Here is a 14691-nt window from a genome sequence, read left to right on the forward strand (position 1 = left end):
TGCGGCGTGTGCCGCTTCGGTCCGGCAGGTGACGGAGGGTTCAGTCGACCCTGACGCGGGCGACCACCGGGAGGTGATCGCTGCCGGTGGCGGGCAGGGTCCGGATGTGGCCGACGGTCGCGGAACGGGCCATGACCTGATCGATCCGGGCCAGCGGGAAGGAGGCCGGGAAGCTGAGGGCGACCCCCCGCCGGGCCACCTCCAGCCGTGAGGTCAGCGGCTTCAGCGCACGGTCGTGGACCGTGCCGTTGAGGTCGCCCAGCAGAATCACCCGGCGCAGCCTCTCGGCCGCTACGGCGTCACCCAGCAGACCGGCGCTCTCGTCGCGCAGGGACGCCGCGAGGCCGCCGGCCCCGACGCGGACCGACGGCAGGTGCGCGACGTACACGGCGATCTCGGCGCGCGGCGTGCGGACCACCGTGCGCAGTCCGCGGTTCCACTCCCGCGTGAGGCCGCGCGGCTTGATGTCCAGGGGCCGGACGTCGGTGAGCGGGTGCTTCGACCAGAGGCCCACCGTGCCCCGCACCGCCCGGTACGGGTATCGCGCGGCCAGGGTCTCGGTGTAGACGCCGAGGGCGGGGGAGACCAGCTCCTGCAGGGCGATGAGGTCGGGCCCCGCGTCGGCCAGGGCCCGGGCCGTGCCCGCGGGGTCGGTGTTCTCGTCGCTGACGTTGTGCTGCACCACGACGAGGTCGGCGGCGTCCGGCTCGGGCGCGGGCAGGAGCGACGCGCCGAAGAGGTACGTCCAGGCGGTCGCGGGGAGCAGTGCGGCGACCAGCGCGAGCGCGGACCGGCGCAGCAGCGCGAGGGCGAGCGGCACCACGACCGCGAGGCCGAGCCACGGCAGGAACGACTCCAGCAGACTGCCCAGCCCCAGCACCGCGTTGGGAACCAGCCCGTGGAACAGCAGCACAGCCGCCGTGACCACCGCGAACCCGGCGGGCACCCGCCCCCGCGTCCAGAGCGATCCGCCCCGCACCCGTATCCACCGCACCGTCGGTTCCCGTCCGCTCGTCCTTGATCCCAGGACGCGTCATCCAGGGGGTCGGGTTGCGGTCGGCAGGAGCTGGTCGGTGTCCGCGGCGGACTTGGCGAGCAGGGCCAGCATGGCGGACTCGGCGCGGTCGGGGTCCCGGTCACGGACGGCGTCGAGCACCGCGCGGTGACTGGGCACGGGGTCGTCGGCGTCGCCGTGCGCGTGGACCAGCCGGTCGCGTTCCCTGAGGCCGGGCTCGAGAAGGAGGTCCATCCGGCCGAGCAGTTCGTTGCCGCTGGCGGCGAGCAGCGCCCGGTGGAAGGCCGCGTCCGCCTCGACGACCGCGGCGGAGTCCGACGGGGCCCGCCCCAGTGCCTCCAGGGCGGCCCGCAGGGCGGTCAGGTCCGCGTCGGTCCGGTGCAGGGCGGCCCGACGCGCCGCGGCGGGCTCCACGACGGAACGCACGTCGGCGAGGTCGCGCAGCAACTGGGCGCCGTCACCGGTCTCCATCCGCCAGCGGATCACGTCGGCGTCCAGGAGGTTCCAGTGGGCCCGCTCCCTGACGTAGGTACCGCGCTTCTGCCGCGCGTCCGTCAGCCCCTTGCCGGCCAGGACCTTCAGCGCCTCCCGCATGACGGTCAGGCTCACGCCCAGCTCCGCCCCGAGGGCGCCGACGTCCAGGATCTCGCCCTCGGCGAAGACGCCCCCCACGATGCGCGCGCCCAGCCGGTGCACGACCTGTCCGTGCACGCCTCGGCCGGAGTAGGACGCCATGCGGATCTCCTGGTGGTGGACTCGGGACGACGAGGGCCGGCGGGTGCTTGCCGGGGCTCAGCGTAGGGCGCTGCCGGGCGGGGCGTTGAGCAGGGCGAGTTCGTCGCGGTGCGGCAGCCCCTCCCAGTCGCCCCGAGCGGCGACCGCGAAAGCGCCGGTCGTGGCCGCGCGTCGCAATCGGGCGGCCGGTTCCAGGCCGTCCAGGAGACCGGAGAGGTACCCGGCGCAGAAGGCGTCCCCGGCACCGACCGTGTCGACGACCGGCACGCGGTGGGCGGGCTGGTGGAGGTGCCGGCCGTCGGCACCGTACGCGTCGGCGCCGTCGCCGCCCCGTTTGACGACCACTTCGCGGGCTCCGGCGGCCAGCAGTTCCGCCACCCGCGCGGCCTCGTCCGCGTCGTCGTCGCCGGCGATCAGCGGGAGTTCGTCGTCCGAGGCGATCACGGTGTCGATGCCGCCGCGCAGCCGGCGCAGGACACGCGCCGCCTCCTCCGCCGCCCACAGGCGCGCCCGGTGGTTGACGTCCAGCACCACCGTCCAGCCGTGGTCGCGCCCGTACTCGACCGCGTCGGCCACCGTCGCGAGCGGACCGGGGCCCAGGGCGCAGGTGATGCCGGTGACGTGCAGGACGCGCGCGCCCTCGGCCAGCGCGGCGGCCAGGTGCTCGGGCCGCTGACGCGAGGCGGCCGATCCGGTGCGCCAGTAGTGCACGCGCGTGACGTCGCCCGCGAGGCGCTCGCGCATCAGGGCGCCCGTGGGGGCCTCGGGGTCGGTGGTGGCGTGCCGTACGTCGACACCCTCGCCGCGCAGGGTCCGCAGGACGAGGCGGGCCGGTTCGTCGGCGCCCAGCCGGCCCGCCCAGGAGACGCGGTGGCCCAGGCGGGCCAGGCCGACGGCGACGTTGGACTCCGCGCCGGCCACCGCCGTGCGGGCCGGGCTCCCGGTGGTCAGCGGGCCCTCGGTCTGCAGGGACAGCATCGTCTCGCCGAAGGTCAGGACGTCGGCCCTCATGCGCCCGGCTCCTGTCCACCGCACACCGAGCGGAACCGGCGGGCCCGGTCGCGGAGCAGGTCCAGGTCCCCGCCGTGCGCGGCGTCGCCGACCAGCGGCGACCCGACGCCGACCGCGAGGGCGCCGGCCGCGAGGTACTCCGCCGCGAGGTCCGCGTCGACCCCGCCGACGGGCACCAGCGGCATGTCGGGGAACGGGTCGCGCAGGGCCCTGAGGTAGGCGGGCCCTGCGGACGAGGCGGGGAAGAGCTTCACCGCGGTGGCTCCCGCGGCCATGACGGCGACGGCCTCGGTGGGGGTCAGGGCGCCCGCCAGGACGGGCAGCCGCTCCTGCACGGCGGCGGTGACCGCCTCGCCGCCGGCGGGGGTGACCACCCAGGTCGCGCCGGCGTCCCGGGCGCGCAGCAGGTCGTCCCGGGTGACGACGGTGCCGGCCCCGACGAACGCGTCGTCGCCGACCGTGCGGGCCGCCCGGGCGATCACGCCGCAGGCGTCGTCGGTGGTGAGGGAGACCTCGACGAGGCCGACCCCCTCCTCGACGAGCGTCAGCACGGTGCGCAGGGCGGCGTCCGCCGAGCGACCGCGCACGATGGCGGCGAGCCGGTCGCGGCTCAGACGGGCGGTGAAGTCGGTGAGGTCCATGAGGGGCTCCGGTGCGGGGGGACGGTGTGGTGCGGGAGGACGGCCGGGTGCGAACGAGCAACCGGGTGCGGCAGGACGGTCGGGTGGGCGTACGACGGGACGGGGGCCGTCACCATTCGGCGAACGAGCCGTCCGGGTGCCGCCACACCGGCCCCCGCCAGTCGGGGGCGCTGCCGTCGGCCGCCCGCACGGCCCGCTCGTCGACCTCGACGCCCAGGCCCGGCGCGGTGGGGCGCAGGAAGCAGCCGTCGTGGAAGCGGAACACCTCGGGGTCGACGACGTAGTCGAGCACTTCGGCACCCCGGTTGTAGTGGATGCCGATGCTCTGCTCCTGGATGAGGAAGTTGGGGGTGCTGAAGGCGATCTGCAGGCTGGCGGCGAGCGACACCGGCCCCAGCGGGCAGTGCGGGGCGACGGGTACGTCGAAGGTCTCCGCGAGCGCGGCGATCCGGCGCACCTCGGAGATCCCGCCCGCGTGGGAGAGGTCGGGCTGGAGGACGGCGACCCCGGCCTGGAGGGCGGGCAGCACGTCGGTACGGGAGTAGAGGCGCTCGCCGGTGGCGACCGGGACCGGGGAGCCGGCCACCAGGTCCCCCAGCAGGTGGGTGTACTCCGGAAGCACCGGTTCCTCGGCGAAGAGCGGGTTGAAGGGGGCCAGGTGCGGCAGCACCTTGCGCGCGTTGGCGACCGTGAAGCGGCCGTGGAGGTCGAGGGCGAAGTCCCGGTCGGGTCCCAGTACCTCGCGTGCCGCGGCGGCCCGCCCCACGAGGTCGTCGATGTCGCGCGTGGTGGCCAGCCGGTTCATCCTGCCGCTCGCGTTCATCTTGACCGCAGTGAAGCCGGCCTCCACCTGTGCCGCGACGGCGTCCGCCACCTCGCCGGGCTCGTCGCCGCCCACCCAGCTGTAGGCGCGGACGCGGTCGCGCACCGGGCCGCCGAGCAGCACGTGGACCGGCGCGCCGAACCGCTTCCCCGCGATGTCCCACAGGGCCTGGTCGAGTCCCGCGACGGCGCTGGAGAGCACCGGCCCGCCCCGGTAGAACGAGCCCTTCGTCATGACCTGCCAGTGGTCCTCGATGCGCGACGGGTCCTGTCCGACGAGGAGTTCCGCCAGTTCGTGCACCGCGGTGCGTACGGTGGCCGCCCGGCCCTCGACGACCGGCTCGCCCCAGCCGACGATCCCCTCGTCGGTCTCGACCCGGCACAGCAGCCACCGGGGCGGGACGGCGAAGGTCTCGACGCGGGTGATCCTCATGGGGGCTCCTGAGCCGGGTCGGGAGAGGAACGATCAGGCGCCCCGATTAAATGTTAATTAATGAGTCTTGCCAAGGGGTCGTCTGCCGCCCGGGCCCGGGCTACGCCGCCGGGTCGACGGGGACGCCCAGTCGGTCGGCCACGGTGGTGAGGGCTGCGCCCAGCGGGAGCGCGACGCGGGTGAGGGCGTGGCCGTCGCCCCGGGTCGGGTCCTGGTTGACGATCAGCACGGGCTTCCCGGCCTGCGCCGCCTGGCGGACGAAGCGGAGCCCGGACATGACCGTCAGCGAGGAGCCCAGGACCAGCAGCGAGGTGGCCTGGCGGACCAGGGCCCGGCAGTGCTCGACCCTCGCCGCGGGAACGGCCTCGCCGAAGAACACCACGTCCGGCTTGAGGACGCCGCCGCAGCGCGCGCAGGGCACCACACGGAAGTCCCCGACCTGCTCGTCGCTCAGGTCGGCGTCACCGTCGGGATTGATGCCGGCGGCCACCGGTGCGAAGCCGGCGTTGGCCTCCTCCAGTCGCCGGGCCAGTTCGCGGCGCGGGCTGAGGGCGCCGCAGGAGAGGCAGACGACCCGGTCCAGGCTTCCGTGCAGTTCCACGACGTCCTCGCCGCCGGCGGCCTGGTGCAGACCGTCCACGTTCTGCGTGATCACCCCGCCGAGCAGGCCGTGCCGCTCGAACGCGGCCACGGCCCGGTGCCCGGCGTTGGGGCGGGCGCGGCCGAAGGTGCGCCAGCCGAGGTGGCTGCGGGCCCAGTACCGGCGCCGGGCCTGGGCGCCGGCCGTGAAGTCCTGGTAGGTCATCGGGGTGTGCCTGCTCAGGCTGCCGCCCTCTCCCCGGTAGTCGGGGATGCCCGACTCCGTGGAGATCCCCGCCCCGCTGAGCACGAGCACGCCCCCGGCGCCCAGCGCCTCGACGACCGGTTCCAGGTCCGCGGTGCCCGGCGGCAGGCCCTCCGTCGGGGTCCAGCTCAAGGTGGGACGCATGCGCATGCACCCAGGGTACGGAACGGGCCGCCACCCGCTTCCGCGGTCGCCCTGCCGACGCCCTGTCGTGCGCGGGGCGCCCGCGCGGCCCGGTGGCGGTCGCCGGGGCGGCCCAGGCGGCGTCCGTCCGGGGCCGTACGGCCCCGGACGGACGCCGCTCGGCTCATGCGGTGTGGATCTCCCACGCGGCGCGCACGGCGGACTCCACGGCCCCCTCGATCCAGGCCGGCTTGACCGACGTGTGGTCCCCGGCGAAGTGCAACGGTCCTTCGCGGGCGGGGATGGCGGGCAGCAGTTCCGTGTGCTGACCGGGCAGGAGCACGGACGCCTCCCCGTAGGCGTAGGGGTCGCGCAGCCAGCTCTGGGTGCGGCCCGCGCCCGTGTAGAAGACCTCGATGCGGCGGCCGTAGACCTGCTGGAGGCCGCACAGCGCGTGCGGGTACCGGGCGTCGTCGTCCAGGGAGTCCCAGCGCAGGGCGTCGTCCGCCCAGCTGTACGAGGCCAGGACCACGCCGCCCGCGCTGCCGGGGACCGGATGGGAGGGGTGGAACATGAACCGGTTGGCGTTGTCCGACACCGAGCCGCCGCCCACGACGTCGACCGCCTCCGGCTGCTCGCGCGTGATCGAGCGGTTGGCGGCGTAGTGGGTGCGCTGACCCGCGGTGATGTGCCCGGAGGGCACGGACGGATGGGCGCCGAGCAGACTGCCGTCGTCGGCGGCGCGACCGGTGCGGTAGGCGTCGTACAGACCCGGGTCGACGGCCCGCAGCTCCCGTTTCCAGTCGGCCTCGTCGAACTCCCACCAGCGACGGCTGAACTCCAGGAGGACCTTCGTCGCGCTGTCGTAGTGCAGTTCGCACACCGCCCGCCGCTTGCCGTACGACATCGGCGGGTCGATCTGGACGTGGCGCAGCCCGGAGAACGGCACCGTGACCACGGCGACGTCCGCGGTGAACTGCTCGCGCACGACGGGGCCGCCGCGGCCCTCGGAGACCGTGTCCACCCACACGTGCGGCCCCTTGGCCCGGACGTGGCCGGCGTCCGGCGAAGGGCGGTCGGGGTGGTGGTACTGGATGCGCGTGACCCGGCGGTCGAAGCGCACGTCCTTGCGCACCCGTTCCAGCAGGGCGTCCGGCAGTACGGCCGTGCCGCCCTCCAGCTCGTAGAAGGGGGTGTCGGGGCTGATGAGGGAGGAGCCGATGAAGCTGTGGATGAAGGACAGGGGGAGGCGTGAGGTGAGGTTCTCCAGGGTGCCGATCAGGTCGATGGTCCGCTCGTCCAGGCCGGCCTCCTCGGTCAGGAAGCGGAACATCGACCAGTCGCCGAACCGCTGCACCACCCGGGCCCAGCCCCGCAGCCGCTCCGGCAGCGGCTTGTCGACCCGCTTCCCGTCGCGGTCCAGGTGACTGAACTCGTCGCGCACCGGGTCCAGCGCGGAGCGCAGGATGGCGGCGGCGGGGGTGTCCCAGTGTGCCTTGGGGACGCCGAAGGACCGGTTCACGCGCCGGGGCGCACGGGCGTAGTCGGCGCGCCGGACCCGGATGCCGTTGACGTGGATCCAGGTGCGGTGGGCGGGACGTCCCTCGCTGTCGACGTCGACGTAGTGGAAGCGCCGCTTCTCCAGGCCGAACCTGTCGATCAGCTCCATCACCAGGGGATGGCTGCCCGGGATGCGCATCGCGCCCGCCTCGGCGTACTGGCGGGGGTCGGCGAAGGGCTGCTCGGCGCGCTCGTGACCCCCGCTGCGGAAGGTCTTGACGCGCCCGCCCGCCCGGTTGCCGTTGGCCTCCAGCACCGTCACCCGGTGGCCCGCGTTCCGCAGCAGCCAGGCGGCCACCAGTCCGGCCGGGCCGGCCCCGACGACCAGGACGTTCTTCGGTCGGGTCCGCCGCTGAGCGGGCAGCCCCTTCTGGAGGACGCTCCGGTAGCGCGGGACCAGCGGGCGGTCGTCGGCGTCCAGTACGAGCAGTGCGCGGGCGACGGCCAGGCACCGGTCGAAGTCGGTCTCCCGTCCGGCGGCAGGGACGGCGGGCGCTGCGGGGGCGGCACCGACGGCCGGTGCGGCCGGTGCGGGCCGGGCCGCGGCGACGCCGCCGGTCAGGGCAGTGGCCGCGGTGGCCGCGCCGGCCACCGCCGCGAAGCTCCTACGGGAGACGCCGCCGTCTGAACGCATCGCTGCGTGATCTTCGGTCATGGCGGCCTTTGTACCGGCGGCCGTGCCAGGGCGTCCGGCCTTCGCTCCGGCGTTGACACGAAGGAGCTAAACGGTGGCGGGCCCTGACGTCATGGCTGGTCGGCCGCCGCGAGGGGTCCCGGGAAACCCGAAGGGATGAACGCCGCGCGAACGCCGTCGGACGCGGTGGCCGGTCCCGCACACTGCGACGGGTGTGACCGAGGCCGTGCACTCCGGCGGGCCTGCGCGGCACATCGCGTACGCGAGGCCGACGCGGCCCGCGGGAGTGCGACGCGATGGAGGGGGAAGGGTGGCGCAGCGGCGCACTCCGTTGGGTGACAGAGCCCGCTACTGGTTCGACAGCACGCTGGCCCGCGGCGCCGCCGCTCTCGTCGGCTGGATGGCCTTGCTGTGCCTGGCCGTCGTCGTACCGGCCAGCGCGGTGGTGGTGTGGACCGACCCCGACGCGCCGGCGTCCCCGGCGGACCGGCTCGCGGAGGTGTGGCGGCTCACCGGGGAGACCCTGCGGCTGGGCGGGGCGACGGGCACGCCGCTGCGGGTGATGATGTCGGTGCTGCTCGCGCTGGTCACCCTGCTGTACGTCTCGACGCTCGTCGGCCTGGTCACGACGGCGCTCACGGAGCGCCTCACCGCGTTGCGCCGGGGCCGTTCCACCGTGCTCGAACACGGGCACGCCGTGGTCCTGGGCTGGTCGGAGCAGGTCTTCACCGTGGTGAGCGAACTGGTGGCCGCCAACGCCAACCAGCGGCGGGCCGCGGTGGCGGTGCTGGCCGACCGCGACAAGACCCTCATGGAGGAGGCCCTGAGCACGAAGCTGGGCTCCGTCGGCCGTACGCGGCTGATCTGCCGCAGCGGTCCCCCCACCGACCCCGCCGTGCTTCCCCTGACCAGCCCGGCCACGGCCGGTGTCGTGCTGGTCCTGCCGCATGACGAGCCCGAGGCCGACGCCGAGGTGGTCAGGACGCTGCTGGCGCTCAGGGCGGCCCTGGCGGGGGTGGCGCACCGTCCGCCCGTCGTCGCCGCCGTCCGGGACGAGCGGTACCGCCTGGCCGCCCGTCTCGCCGCCGGGCCGGGCGGCATCGTGCTGGAGAGTGACACCGTCACCGCCCGGCTGATCGTCCAGGCCGCCCGCCGCCCCGGGCTCTCCCTCGTCCACCAGGAACTCCTCGACTTCGCCGGCGACGAGTTCTACCTGGTCGGCGCGGGGTCCCTGACCGGCCGCCCGTTCGGTGACGCGCTGTTGTCGTACCCCACGTCGAGCGTGGTCGGGCTGGTGCGCGCGGGCACCCCGCTGCTGAGTCCGCCGCCCGAGACGTCCCTCGCCCCGGGCGACCTGCTCGTCGTCATCACCGAGGACGACGACACGGCCTGGACGGCCGACTGCGCGGAGCTGGTCGAGGAGGCGGCGATCGCCTCCGGACCGCCGACGCCGGCCCGAGCCGAGCGCGTCCTCCTGCTCGGCTGGAACCGCCGGGCACCGCTGATGGTCGACCAGTTGCGCCGCCGTGCCCTGCCCGGATCCGTCATCGACGTGGTGGCGGAACCCGGCGAGGTGACGGGCCGTCAGGTGGGGGAGTCCGGCGAGGGCGACGGTACCGGCCTGAGCCTGACGCTGCACCACGGCGACATCACCCGCCCGGAGACCCTGCGACGCCTGGACGTCCACTCCTACGACAGCGTGATCGTGCTCGGCCGGGACCCCGACCGCGGACAGCCGTCGGAGGACCCCGACAACCGCACGCTCGTCACCCTCCTGCTGCTGCGCCGGCTGGAGGAGACCAGCGGGCGTGAACTGCCGGTGGTCACCGAGCTGATCGATGACCGCAACCGGCCCCTGGCCCCCATCGGTCCGGGAGCCGACGTGATCATCAGCGGCAAGCTCATCGGCCTGCTCATGGCGCAGATCTCCCAGAACCGGCACCTGGCGGCGGTCTTCGAGGAACTGTTCTCCGCGGACGGCGCCGGGGTCCGCCTGCGGCCGGCCGAGGACTACGTGCCGACCGGGCGCGAGACGACCTTCGCCACGGTGGTGGCCGCGGCACGGCGCCGCGGCGAATGCGCCATCGGCTACCGGAGCCTGGACGACTCGACGACGAGCCCCGGCTACGGAGTGCGGATCAATCCGCCCAAGGACGAGCGGCGCCGCTGGGCGGCCGGGGACGAAGTGGTCGTCATCGGCGCGGACTGACGGACGGCCGCGCGAACCGTCGGTGACGAGCCCTCGGTCATCACCATTGCCGACGGCAACGCACCTCGCTATGTTAATCGGAAATCACATCTGTGCGGCGAGGGCCATCACGCCTCGGACGCGCACATCGCAGGTCTGCGAGTGCACCTGGAACCATCTGTCCCCTCAGGGAAGCAGGTAAGTCAATGGAGAACCTCAGCAGGCGAAAGGCCCTGTCGCTCGGCGTCGCACTCGGCATCGTGGGCGTGACCAACCCCGTCCAGGCGTGGGCGTCGACGGGCACGGCGGGCAGAGCCGCCGCGGGGACCGGTCCGGAGTGGATCTGGGACGAGGCGGCGGATCCGCTGATGGCCTCGATGCTCGACAAGGGACACGTGCCGGCGATCAACACCGCGTGGGCGTCCTGGGTGAACAACGACGACCCGCTGCCGGGGGGCCTGCCGGCCGAGTTCACCGCGTACCTGCGGCAGGTCAACCGGCTGCCCTCGTGGGCGGACCCCGTCAAACTGGCCCGCGCCGCCGACTTCAACCGGCGCAGGGACACGTACCTCTTCATGCTGTACGGCCTCGGCAGCGGCATCATGAGCACCGTGATCCCGCGCGAGGCCAAGAGCGTCTACTGGTCGGCGGGCGGCGCCGACATGCAGGACCGGGCGGCCAAGACGTTCACCTTCGGCTACGACCTGGCCGAGCTGGGCGCCTTCGAGCCCAGGGGCCAGTTCGTCGTCACCGCCAACAAGACCCGCGTGGTGCACGCCGCGGTCCGTCACCTGCTGCCGCAGTCGCCGCACTGGCGGGCCGTCGCCGACGAGACCATACCGATCAGCGCCGCCGACATCCTGGTCACCTTCCACAGCCTCGGCACCTACGTCCACCGGAAACTGCTCGACTGGAGGATTCCGTACCCGGCGGCGGACCAGGAGGCGTTCCTGCACTCGTGGCAGGTCGCGGTCCACCTGCTGGGGGTGCCCTACGAGCACATCCCCCGGACCTGGGCGGCCGCCGAGAAGCAGTCGGCGCAGCTGCTCACCCCGATCCTCTCGCCGTCGACCGAGGGCATCGCGCTGGCCGAGGAACTGCTCGGACTGACCGCGCAGATCGACCTCGGTGTCACGCGCGGGTTCCTGAACGAGTTCGTGCGCTACGTCCTCAGTGACGACGTCGGCGACTGGCTGGGGCTGAAGCGCGACTACGCGTCGGCGGCCCTGGTCCGCACCGCGTGGCCGGCGTTCATCCTGTTCCGCGAAGGGCTCTCGCCCGTGATGCCCGGCACCTTCTACATGTTCGACCAGTTCGTACGCGCCCTGGCCATGCTGTTCCTCAACAAGGGGACCTCGGGGAAGACCACCCCCATCACGATCCCCACCGGCAACAGGCGGGGCTGAGCGGACGGTCCGGCCCACCCGCCTCCTTCCCGCGGCACCGGGACCGGCGGCGGGACCGGCGGCGGGCGTCGGGGTGGCTCGCACGGGAGAGAGCCTCACGCGCGTGCCGCCCTGTCCTCGTCCCGCGCCGCCCCGTCGTCTCCTGGCCGCGACGGGCGTTCACACACCCAGCGCACCCACGACCAGGGCAGTCACGGCCGCACGATGGTCGGGGCTGTCACGCCACCGCAGTCTGCGCCCCGCCTCGACCACCACCCCGAACCCCGCGTGCACCAGCACCCGGGCCTGGCGCGGATCCAGTTCCGGGCGGGTCAGCCGCACCTGCTGCTCCCAGACGGCGATGTGGTTGCGCTGCGCGAGGACCAGGGGCCGCCGCAGGTCTGCCGGCACGCCGGCGAGCTCGGCCTCGGCGACGCTGTTCAGCTCGGTGCACTCGAAGCAGTAGGCCACGTACGTCGCCGCCAGCGCCACGACGGCGTCGTGCGGGTCGGTCACCTCGTGCAGGCTCTGCTCCACCCCCTGGGCCAGCAGTCCCGCCGCCTGGAGGCAGGCCTCGGCCAGGATGTCGACCTTGCCGGGGTAGTGGCGGTAGAGCGCGGAGGGGGTCAGCCCCACCGCCTCGGCGATCTGCCCGTTGGTGACGTTGGCGAACCCGTCCCGGGCGAACAGCGGGATGGCCGCCGCGAGGATCTCCGCGCGGCGCGTGCGCGGCACCGGCCGGACCGGCAGCCGTACGGAATGCGCGGCGGGCCGGCCGGCCACCGGATCGGTCGCCGCCACCCGCAGCGCGGAGGCCAGCAGCAGGCTCTCGGCCCGCCGCCCGGCGATGGACGTGTGGTGCATCGAGATGGAACCGATCGCACCGAGGGCCGCCGTGGCCCGCAGCCGCTCGTCGGGCAGCGGGCGCTCGCGCTGGACCGCCTCGTCGACCCGCCCGACGAGGCGGGCGAACTTCACCCCGAGACGCCGGCGGTCCTCACGGTCGAGGTAACGGGCCTCCCACCGGTACACGCCGCCCGAAGCGCGGTGCGCGACGGCGACCCGGGTGATGGCGGTGAGCACCTCGGACAGGGCCGCCTCGGCCGGCACCTCGTCGAGGGCGGCGACCAGCCGGTCCACCATGACATGGGCGCACTCGGCGAACAGCGCGTACTTGTTGGGGAAGTGCCGGTAGAGAGCGGCCGCGGTGATCCCCACGCCGGCGGCGACCTCCTCCATGGACGCCTTGTGGTAGCCGCGCTCGCTGAAGACCCGCCCCGCCGCGTCGACGATGAGCTGCTTGCGGTTGCGGGGCCGCGTGGCCGCGGCCGGACCGGCGGTCGCCCCGGGACGGGCGGGTGGGGAGGCGGGAGCCATGCGCAGCAGTCAATCACACGCCGTCAGCGGTCCGTCCCCCTCGGCACGGACCACCCGGGGCACGCCCCTACGGCCACCGCGTGCCGGTCACGAGGGTGCGGTGCCGGCCGCTCCGGGGGCGTGTGTCGATGCCCGCGGGGGCGCGAGGTGGGGGCCTCTGCGAGGGGCGGTGTCCGGGGCCCGGAGGACGCGGTGCCGACGTCCGAGGGCGGGCCGGGACGCGCACCCCGGTACCGCGGCTCCCGGCGACGGCACGGTGCCTCAGGCGAAGGTGAGGACCGGCTTGACCACGCTCCCGTCCTCCATGGCCGCCACGGCCGCGCCGATGTCCTCGAACGGGAACGTGGTGACCAGCCGGTCGAGGGGGAAGAGGCCACGCCTGTGCAGGCCGATCAGCTCGGGCAGGAAGCGGCGGGGGTCGGAGTCCCCCTCGATCAGCCCGTGCACCCGGACGCCCTTGGCGAGCAGCGTCCCCACGTCGAACGCCACCTCACCACCCAGGCCGAGAAGGGCCAGTGCGCCGCGCGGGCGCAGCGCGCCGACGGCTTGGCGGGCCGTCTCGGGACGGCCGGTGGTGTCGACGACGTGGTGCGCGCCACCGCCGGTCAGCTCGTGCAGGGCCGCCACCAGACCGTCCCCGGGGGCCAGGGCCGCCGCGGCGCCGAGCCCGGTGGCCAGGGCGCGGCGGGAGGCGACCGGGTCGACGGCCACCACCGGGTCGCAGCCCACGGCCACCGCGGCCATCAGCGCGCTGAGACCGACCCCGCCCGCGCCCAGGACGACCAGGGAGGAGCCCGGCTCGGGGCGCAGCCGGTTGAGTACGGTGCCCGCGCCCGTCTGGCCTCCGCAGCCCAGCGGCGCGACCACCGACGCGGGCAGATCGGCGGGCACCTTGACCACGCCGCGGCAGTGGACGACGGCGTGGGTGGCGAAGCTGGACTGGCCGAAGAAGCCCGCGCGGAGCGGCTCGCCGCCGACGGAGAGCGGAGTGGTGCCGTCCGGGCGGCCGCCGGAGAAGTTCCTCGCCCGCGCGTCGTGGCAGTAGGCCGGCTGGTCGGCCGCGCACTGCTCGCAGGCGCCGCAACTGGCGAAGGTGAGGCAGACGTGGTCGCCGGGTGCGACCCCCGTCACCTCCGGGCCCACCGCTTCGACCCGGCCCGCGCCCTCGTGTCCGAAGACCATCGGGGTGAGCCGGCGGGGCCAGGCGTCCCGCATCCCCAGGTCGGTGTGGCAGACCCCCGCCGCGGTCATCCTCACCAGCACCTCGTCCGGCCGCGGGTCCTCCAGGTCCGCGTCCCGGACGGCGAACGGGGCGCCCGGCGCCGCGGTGACCGCCGCGCGGACGCGTCTCACGAGCCCGCGCCGGCCCGTGCGCCCTCGTGCGAGGACTCCGGAGCGCGCTCGAGGAAGAAGTAGTAGTAGGGGCCCTCGGCCGGAACTCCCTTGGCGTTCATGATTCCCATCAGCGTGGTGTCGTCCACCCACTTGAAGTGGTCGAGGACCGGCCTGCCGTCGTAGACCATGGTGGCCGTCGCCTCGCCGCGGAACTCGACGGTCCACAGGCTGGCCTCGCCCTGGCCCAACTCGCGGTTGGAGTACAGCGCGCCCTCCGCGTCGCGGCAGATCAGCGGCTTGGCGTCGTGCACGGAGGTGAACGTCTTGCCGTACCAGTCGGCCTGCGCCAGCACGCCGTTGAGCGGGTGACCGGTGTCGAACTCGCCGCCCTTCCACTCACCGAGGATCTCCTCGGGGCGGGCGGTGGGCAACACGGTCCAGATGTCGTCGAGTTCGGCGGCGGCGACGCGCCCGTCCGCCTTCCTGAGCTGCTGGAAGCGGGCGCGGGCCTCGGGCAGGTCCATGCGGGTGTCCTCTCGGCTGGAGTCGCGGAGGGTCTTGGGGGAGGGGGGAAGGGAGACGCGGTGT

Annotated in this window: 12 protein-coding genes; 2 read left to right on the top strand and 10 right to left on the bottom strand. The window is 74.4% G+C overall.

Annotation, left to right across the window (positions count from 1 at the left end):
• Positions 1 to 40: 40 nt before the first annotated feature.
• The 7 genes from ACZ6EG_RS19145 to ACZ6EG_RS19175 form a co-directional block, all read right to left on the bottom strand.
• Positions 41 to 994: an endonuclease/exonuclease/phosphatase family protein gene (locus ACZ6EG_RS19145; protein WP_391972358.1), complete on the bottom strand. Its 954-nt coding sequence runs from the start codon at positions 992 to 994 to the stop codon at positions 41 to 43.
• A 39-nt stretch (positions 995 to 1033) separates the two neighbouring features.
• The gene (locus ACZ6EG_RS19150) at positions 1034 to 1750 is read right to left on the bottom strand and encodes a FadR/GntR family transcriptional regulator (protein WP_391972357.1); all 717 of its coding nucleotides are present in this window, start codon (positions 1748 to 1750) and stop codon (positions 1034 to 1036) included.
• A gap of 57 nt (positions 1751 to 1807) precedes the next feature.
• Complete coding sequence (locus ACZ6EG_RS19155) at positions 1808 to 2761, bottom strand: sugar kinase (protein WP_391972356.1); 954 nt, start codon at positions 2759 to 2761, stop codon at positions 1808 to 1810.
• Positions 2758 to 3402: a bifunctional 4-hydroxy-2-oxoglutarate aldolase/2-dehydro-3-deoxy-phosphogluconate aldolase gene (locus ACZ6EG_RS19160; RefSeq protein WP_391972355.1), complete on the bottom strand. Its 645-nt coding sequence runs from the start codon at positions 3400 to 3402 to the stop codon at positions 2758 to 2760. Before ACZ6EG_RS19160 ends, ACZ6EG_RS19155 begins: the two co-directional genes overlap by 4 nt.
• A 109-nt stretch (positions 3403 to 3511) precedes the next feature.
• Positions 3512 to 4657: a galactonate dehydratase gene (gene dgoD, locus ACZ6EG_RS19165; RefSeq protein WP_391972354.1), complete on the bottom strand. Its 1146-nt coding sequence runs from the start codon at positions 4655 to 4657 to the stop codon at positions 3512 to 3514.
• Between the two features lie 100 nt (positions 4658 to 4757).
• Positions 4758 to 5651 carry an NAD-dependent protein deacetylase gene (locus tag ACZ6EG_RS19170; protein WP_391972353.1) on the bottom strand — a complete coding sequence of 298 codons (894 nt, stop codon included), beginning with the start codon at positions 5649 to 5651 and terminating at the stop codon, positions 4758 to 4760.
• Between the two features lie 157 nt (positions 5652 to 5808).
• On the bottom strand, positions 5809 to 7839 hold the full coding sequence (locus tag ACZ6EG_RS19175) for a flavin monoamine oxidase family protein (RefSeq protein WP_469605925.1): 2031 nt from the start codon (positions 7837 to 7839) through the stop codon (positions 5809 to 5811).
• A gap of 289 nt (positions 7840 to 8128) precedes the next feature.
• Between ACZ6EG_RS19175 and ACZ6EG_RS19180 the strand changes: the two genes are divergently transcribed.
• Entirely contained in the window at positions 8129 to 10027 is a 1899-nt protein-coding gene (locus tag ACZ6EG_RS19180; protein ID WP_469605928.1) for a CASTOR/POLLUX-related putative ion channel, read from the top strand.
• A 185-nt stretch (positions 10028 to 10212) separates the two neighbouring features.
• On the top strand, positions 10213 to 11412 hold the full coding sequence (locus tag ACZ6EG_RS19185; RefSeq protein WP_356605464.1) for an oxygenase MpaB family protein: 1200 nt from the start codon (positions 10213 to 10215) through the stop codon (positions 11410 to 11412).
• A 159-nt stretch (positions 11413 to 11571) separates the two neighbouring features.
• On the opposite strand, the gene ACZ6EG_RS19190 is transcribed toward ACZ6EG_RS19185, so the two are convergent.
• The 3 genes from ACZ6EG_RS19190 to ACZ6EG_RS19200 form a co-directional block, all read right to left on the bottom strand.
• The gene (locus ACZ6EG_RS19190) at positions 11572 to 12768 is read right to left on the bottom strand and encodes a TetR/AcrR family transcriptional regulator (RefSeq protein WP_391972350.1); all 1197 of its coding nucleotides are present in this window, start codon (positions 12766 to 12768) and stop codon (positions 11572 to 11574) included.
• 261 nt (positions 12769 to 13029) lie between these two features.
• Positions 13030 to 14121: an NAD(P)-dependent alcohol dehydrogenase gene (locus ACZ6EG_RS19195; RefSeq protein ID WP_469605933.1), complete on the bottom strand. Its 1092-nt coding sequence runs from the start codon at positions 14119 to 14121 to the stop codon at positions 13030 to 13032.
• Positions 14118 to 14627: a DUF4334 domain-containing protein gene (locus ACZ6EG_RS19200; RefSeq protein WP_391972348.1), complete on the bottom strand. Its 510-nt coding sequence runs from the start codon at positions 14625 to 14627 to the stop codon at positions 14118 to 14120. Before ACZ6EG_RS19200 ends, ACZ6EG_RS19195 begins: the two co-directional genes overlap by 4 nt.
• Positions 14628 to 14691: the final 64 nt, after the last annotated feature.

It is taken from the genome of Streptomyces sp. NPDC041968 (assembly GCF_055589025.1).

What these genes read in the sequence shown, in the direction of transcription:
- ACZ6EG_RS19150 (WP_391972357.1), bottom strand. Translation starts at nt 1,750, where the DNA reads ATGGCGTCCTACTCCGGCCGAGGCGTGCACGGACAGGTCGTGCACCGG.
- ACZ6EG_RS19155 (WP_391972356.1), bottom strand. Translation starts at nt 2,761, where the DNA reads ATGAGGGCCGACGTCCTGACCTTCGGCGAGACGATGCTGTCCCTGCAG.
- ACZ6EG_RS19160 (WP_391972355.1), bottom strand. Translation starts at nt 3,402, where the DNA reads ATGGACCTCACCGACTTCACCGCCCGTCTGAGCCGCGACCGGCTCGCC.
- dgoD (WP_391972354.1), bottom strand. Translation starts at nt 4,657, where the DNA reads ATGAGGATCACCCGCGTCGAGACCTTCGCCGTCCCGCCCCGGTGGCTG.
- ACZ6EG_RS19170 (WP_391972353.1), bottom strand. Translation starts at nt 5,651, where the DNA reads ATGCGCATGCGTCCCACCTTGAGCTGGACCCCGACGGAGGGCCTGCCG.
- ACZ6EG_RS19175 (WP_469605925.1), bottom strand. Translation starts at nt 7,839, where the DNA reads ATGACCGAAGATCACGCAGCGATGCGTTCAGACGGCGGCGTCTCCCGT.
- ACZ6EG_RS19185 (WP_356605464.1), top strand. Translation starts at nt 10,213, where the DNA reads ATGGAGAACCTCAGCAGGCGAAAGGCCCTGTCGCTCGGCGTCGCACTC.
- ACZ6EG_RS19190 (WP_391972350.1), bottom strand. Translation starts at nt 12,768, where the DNA reads ATGGCTCCCGCCTCCCCACCCGCCCGTCCCGGGGCGACCGCCGGTCCG.
- ACZ6EG_RS19200 (WP_391972348.1), bottom strand. Translation starts at nt 14,627, where the DNA reads ATGGACCTGCCCGAGGCCCGCGCCCGCTTCCAGCAGCTCAGGAAGGCG.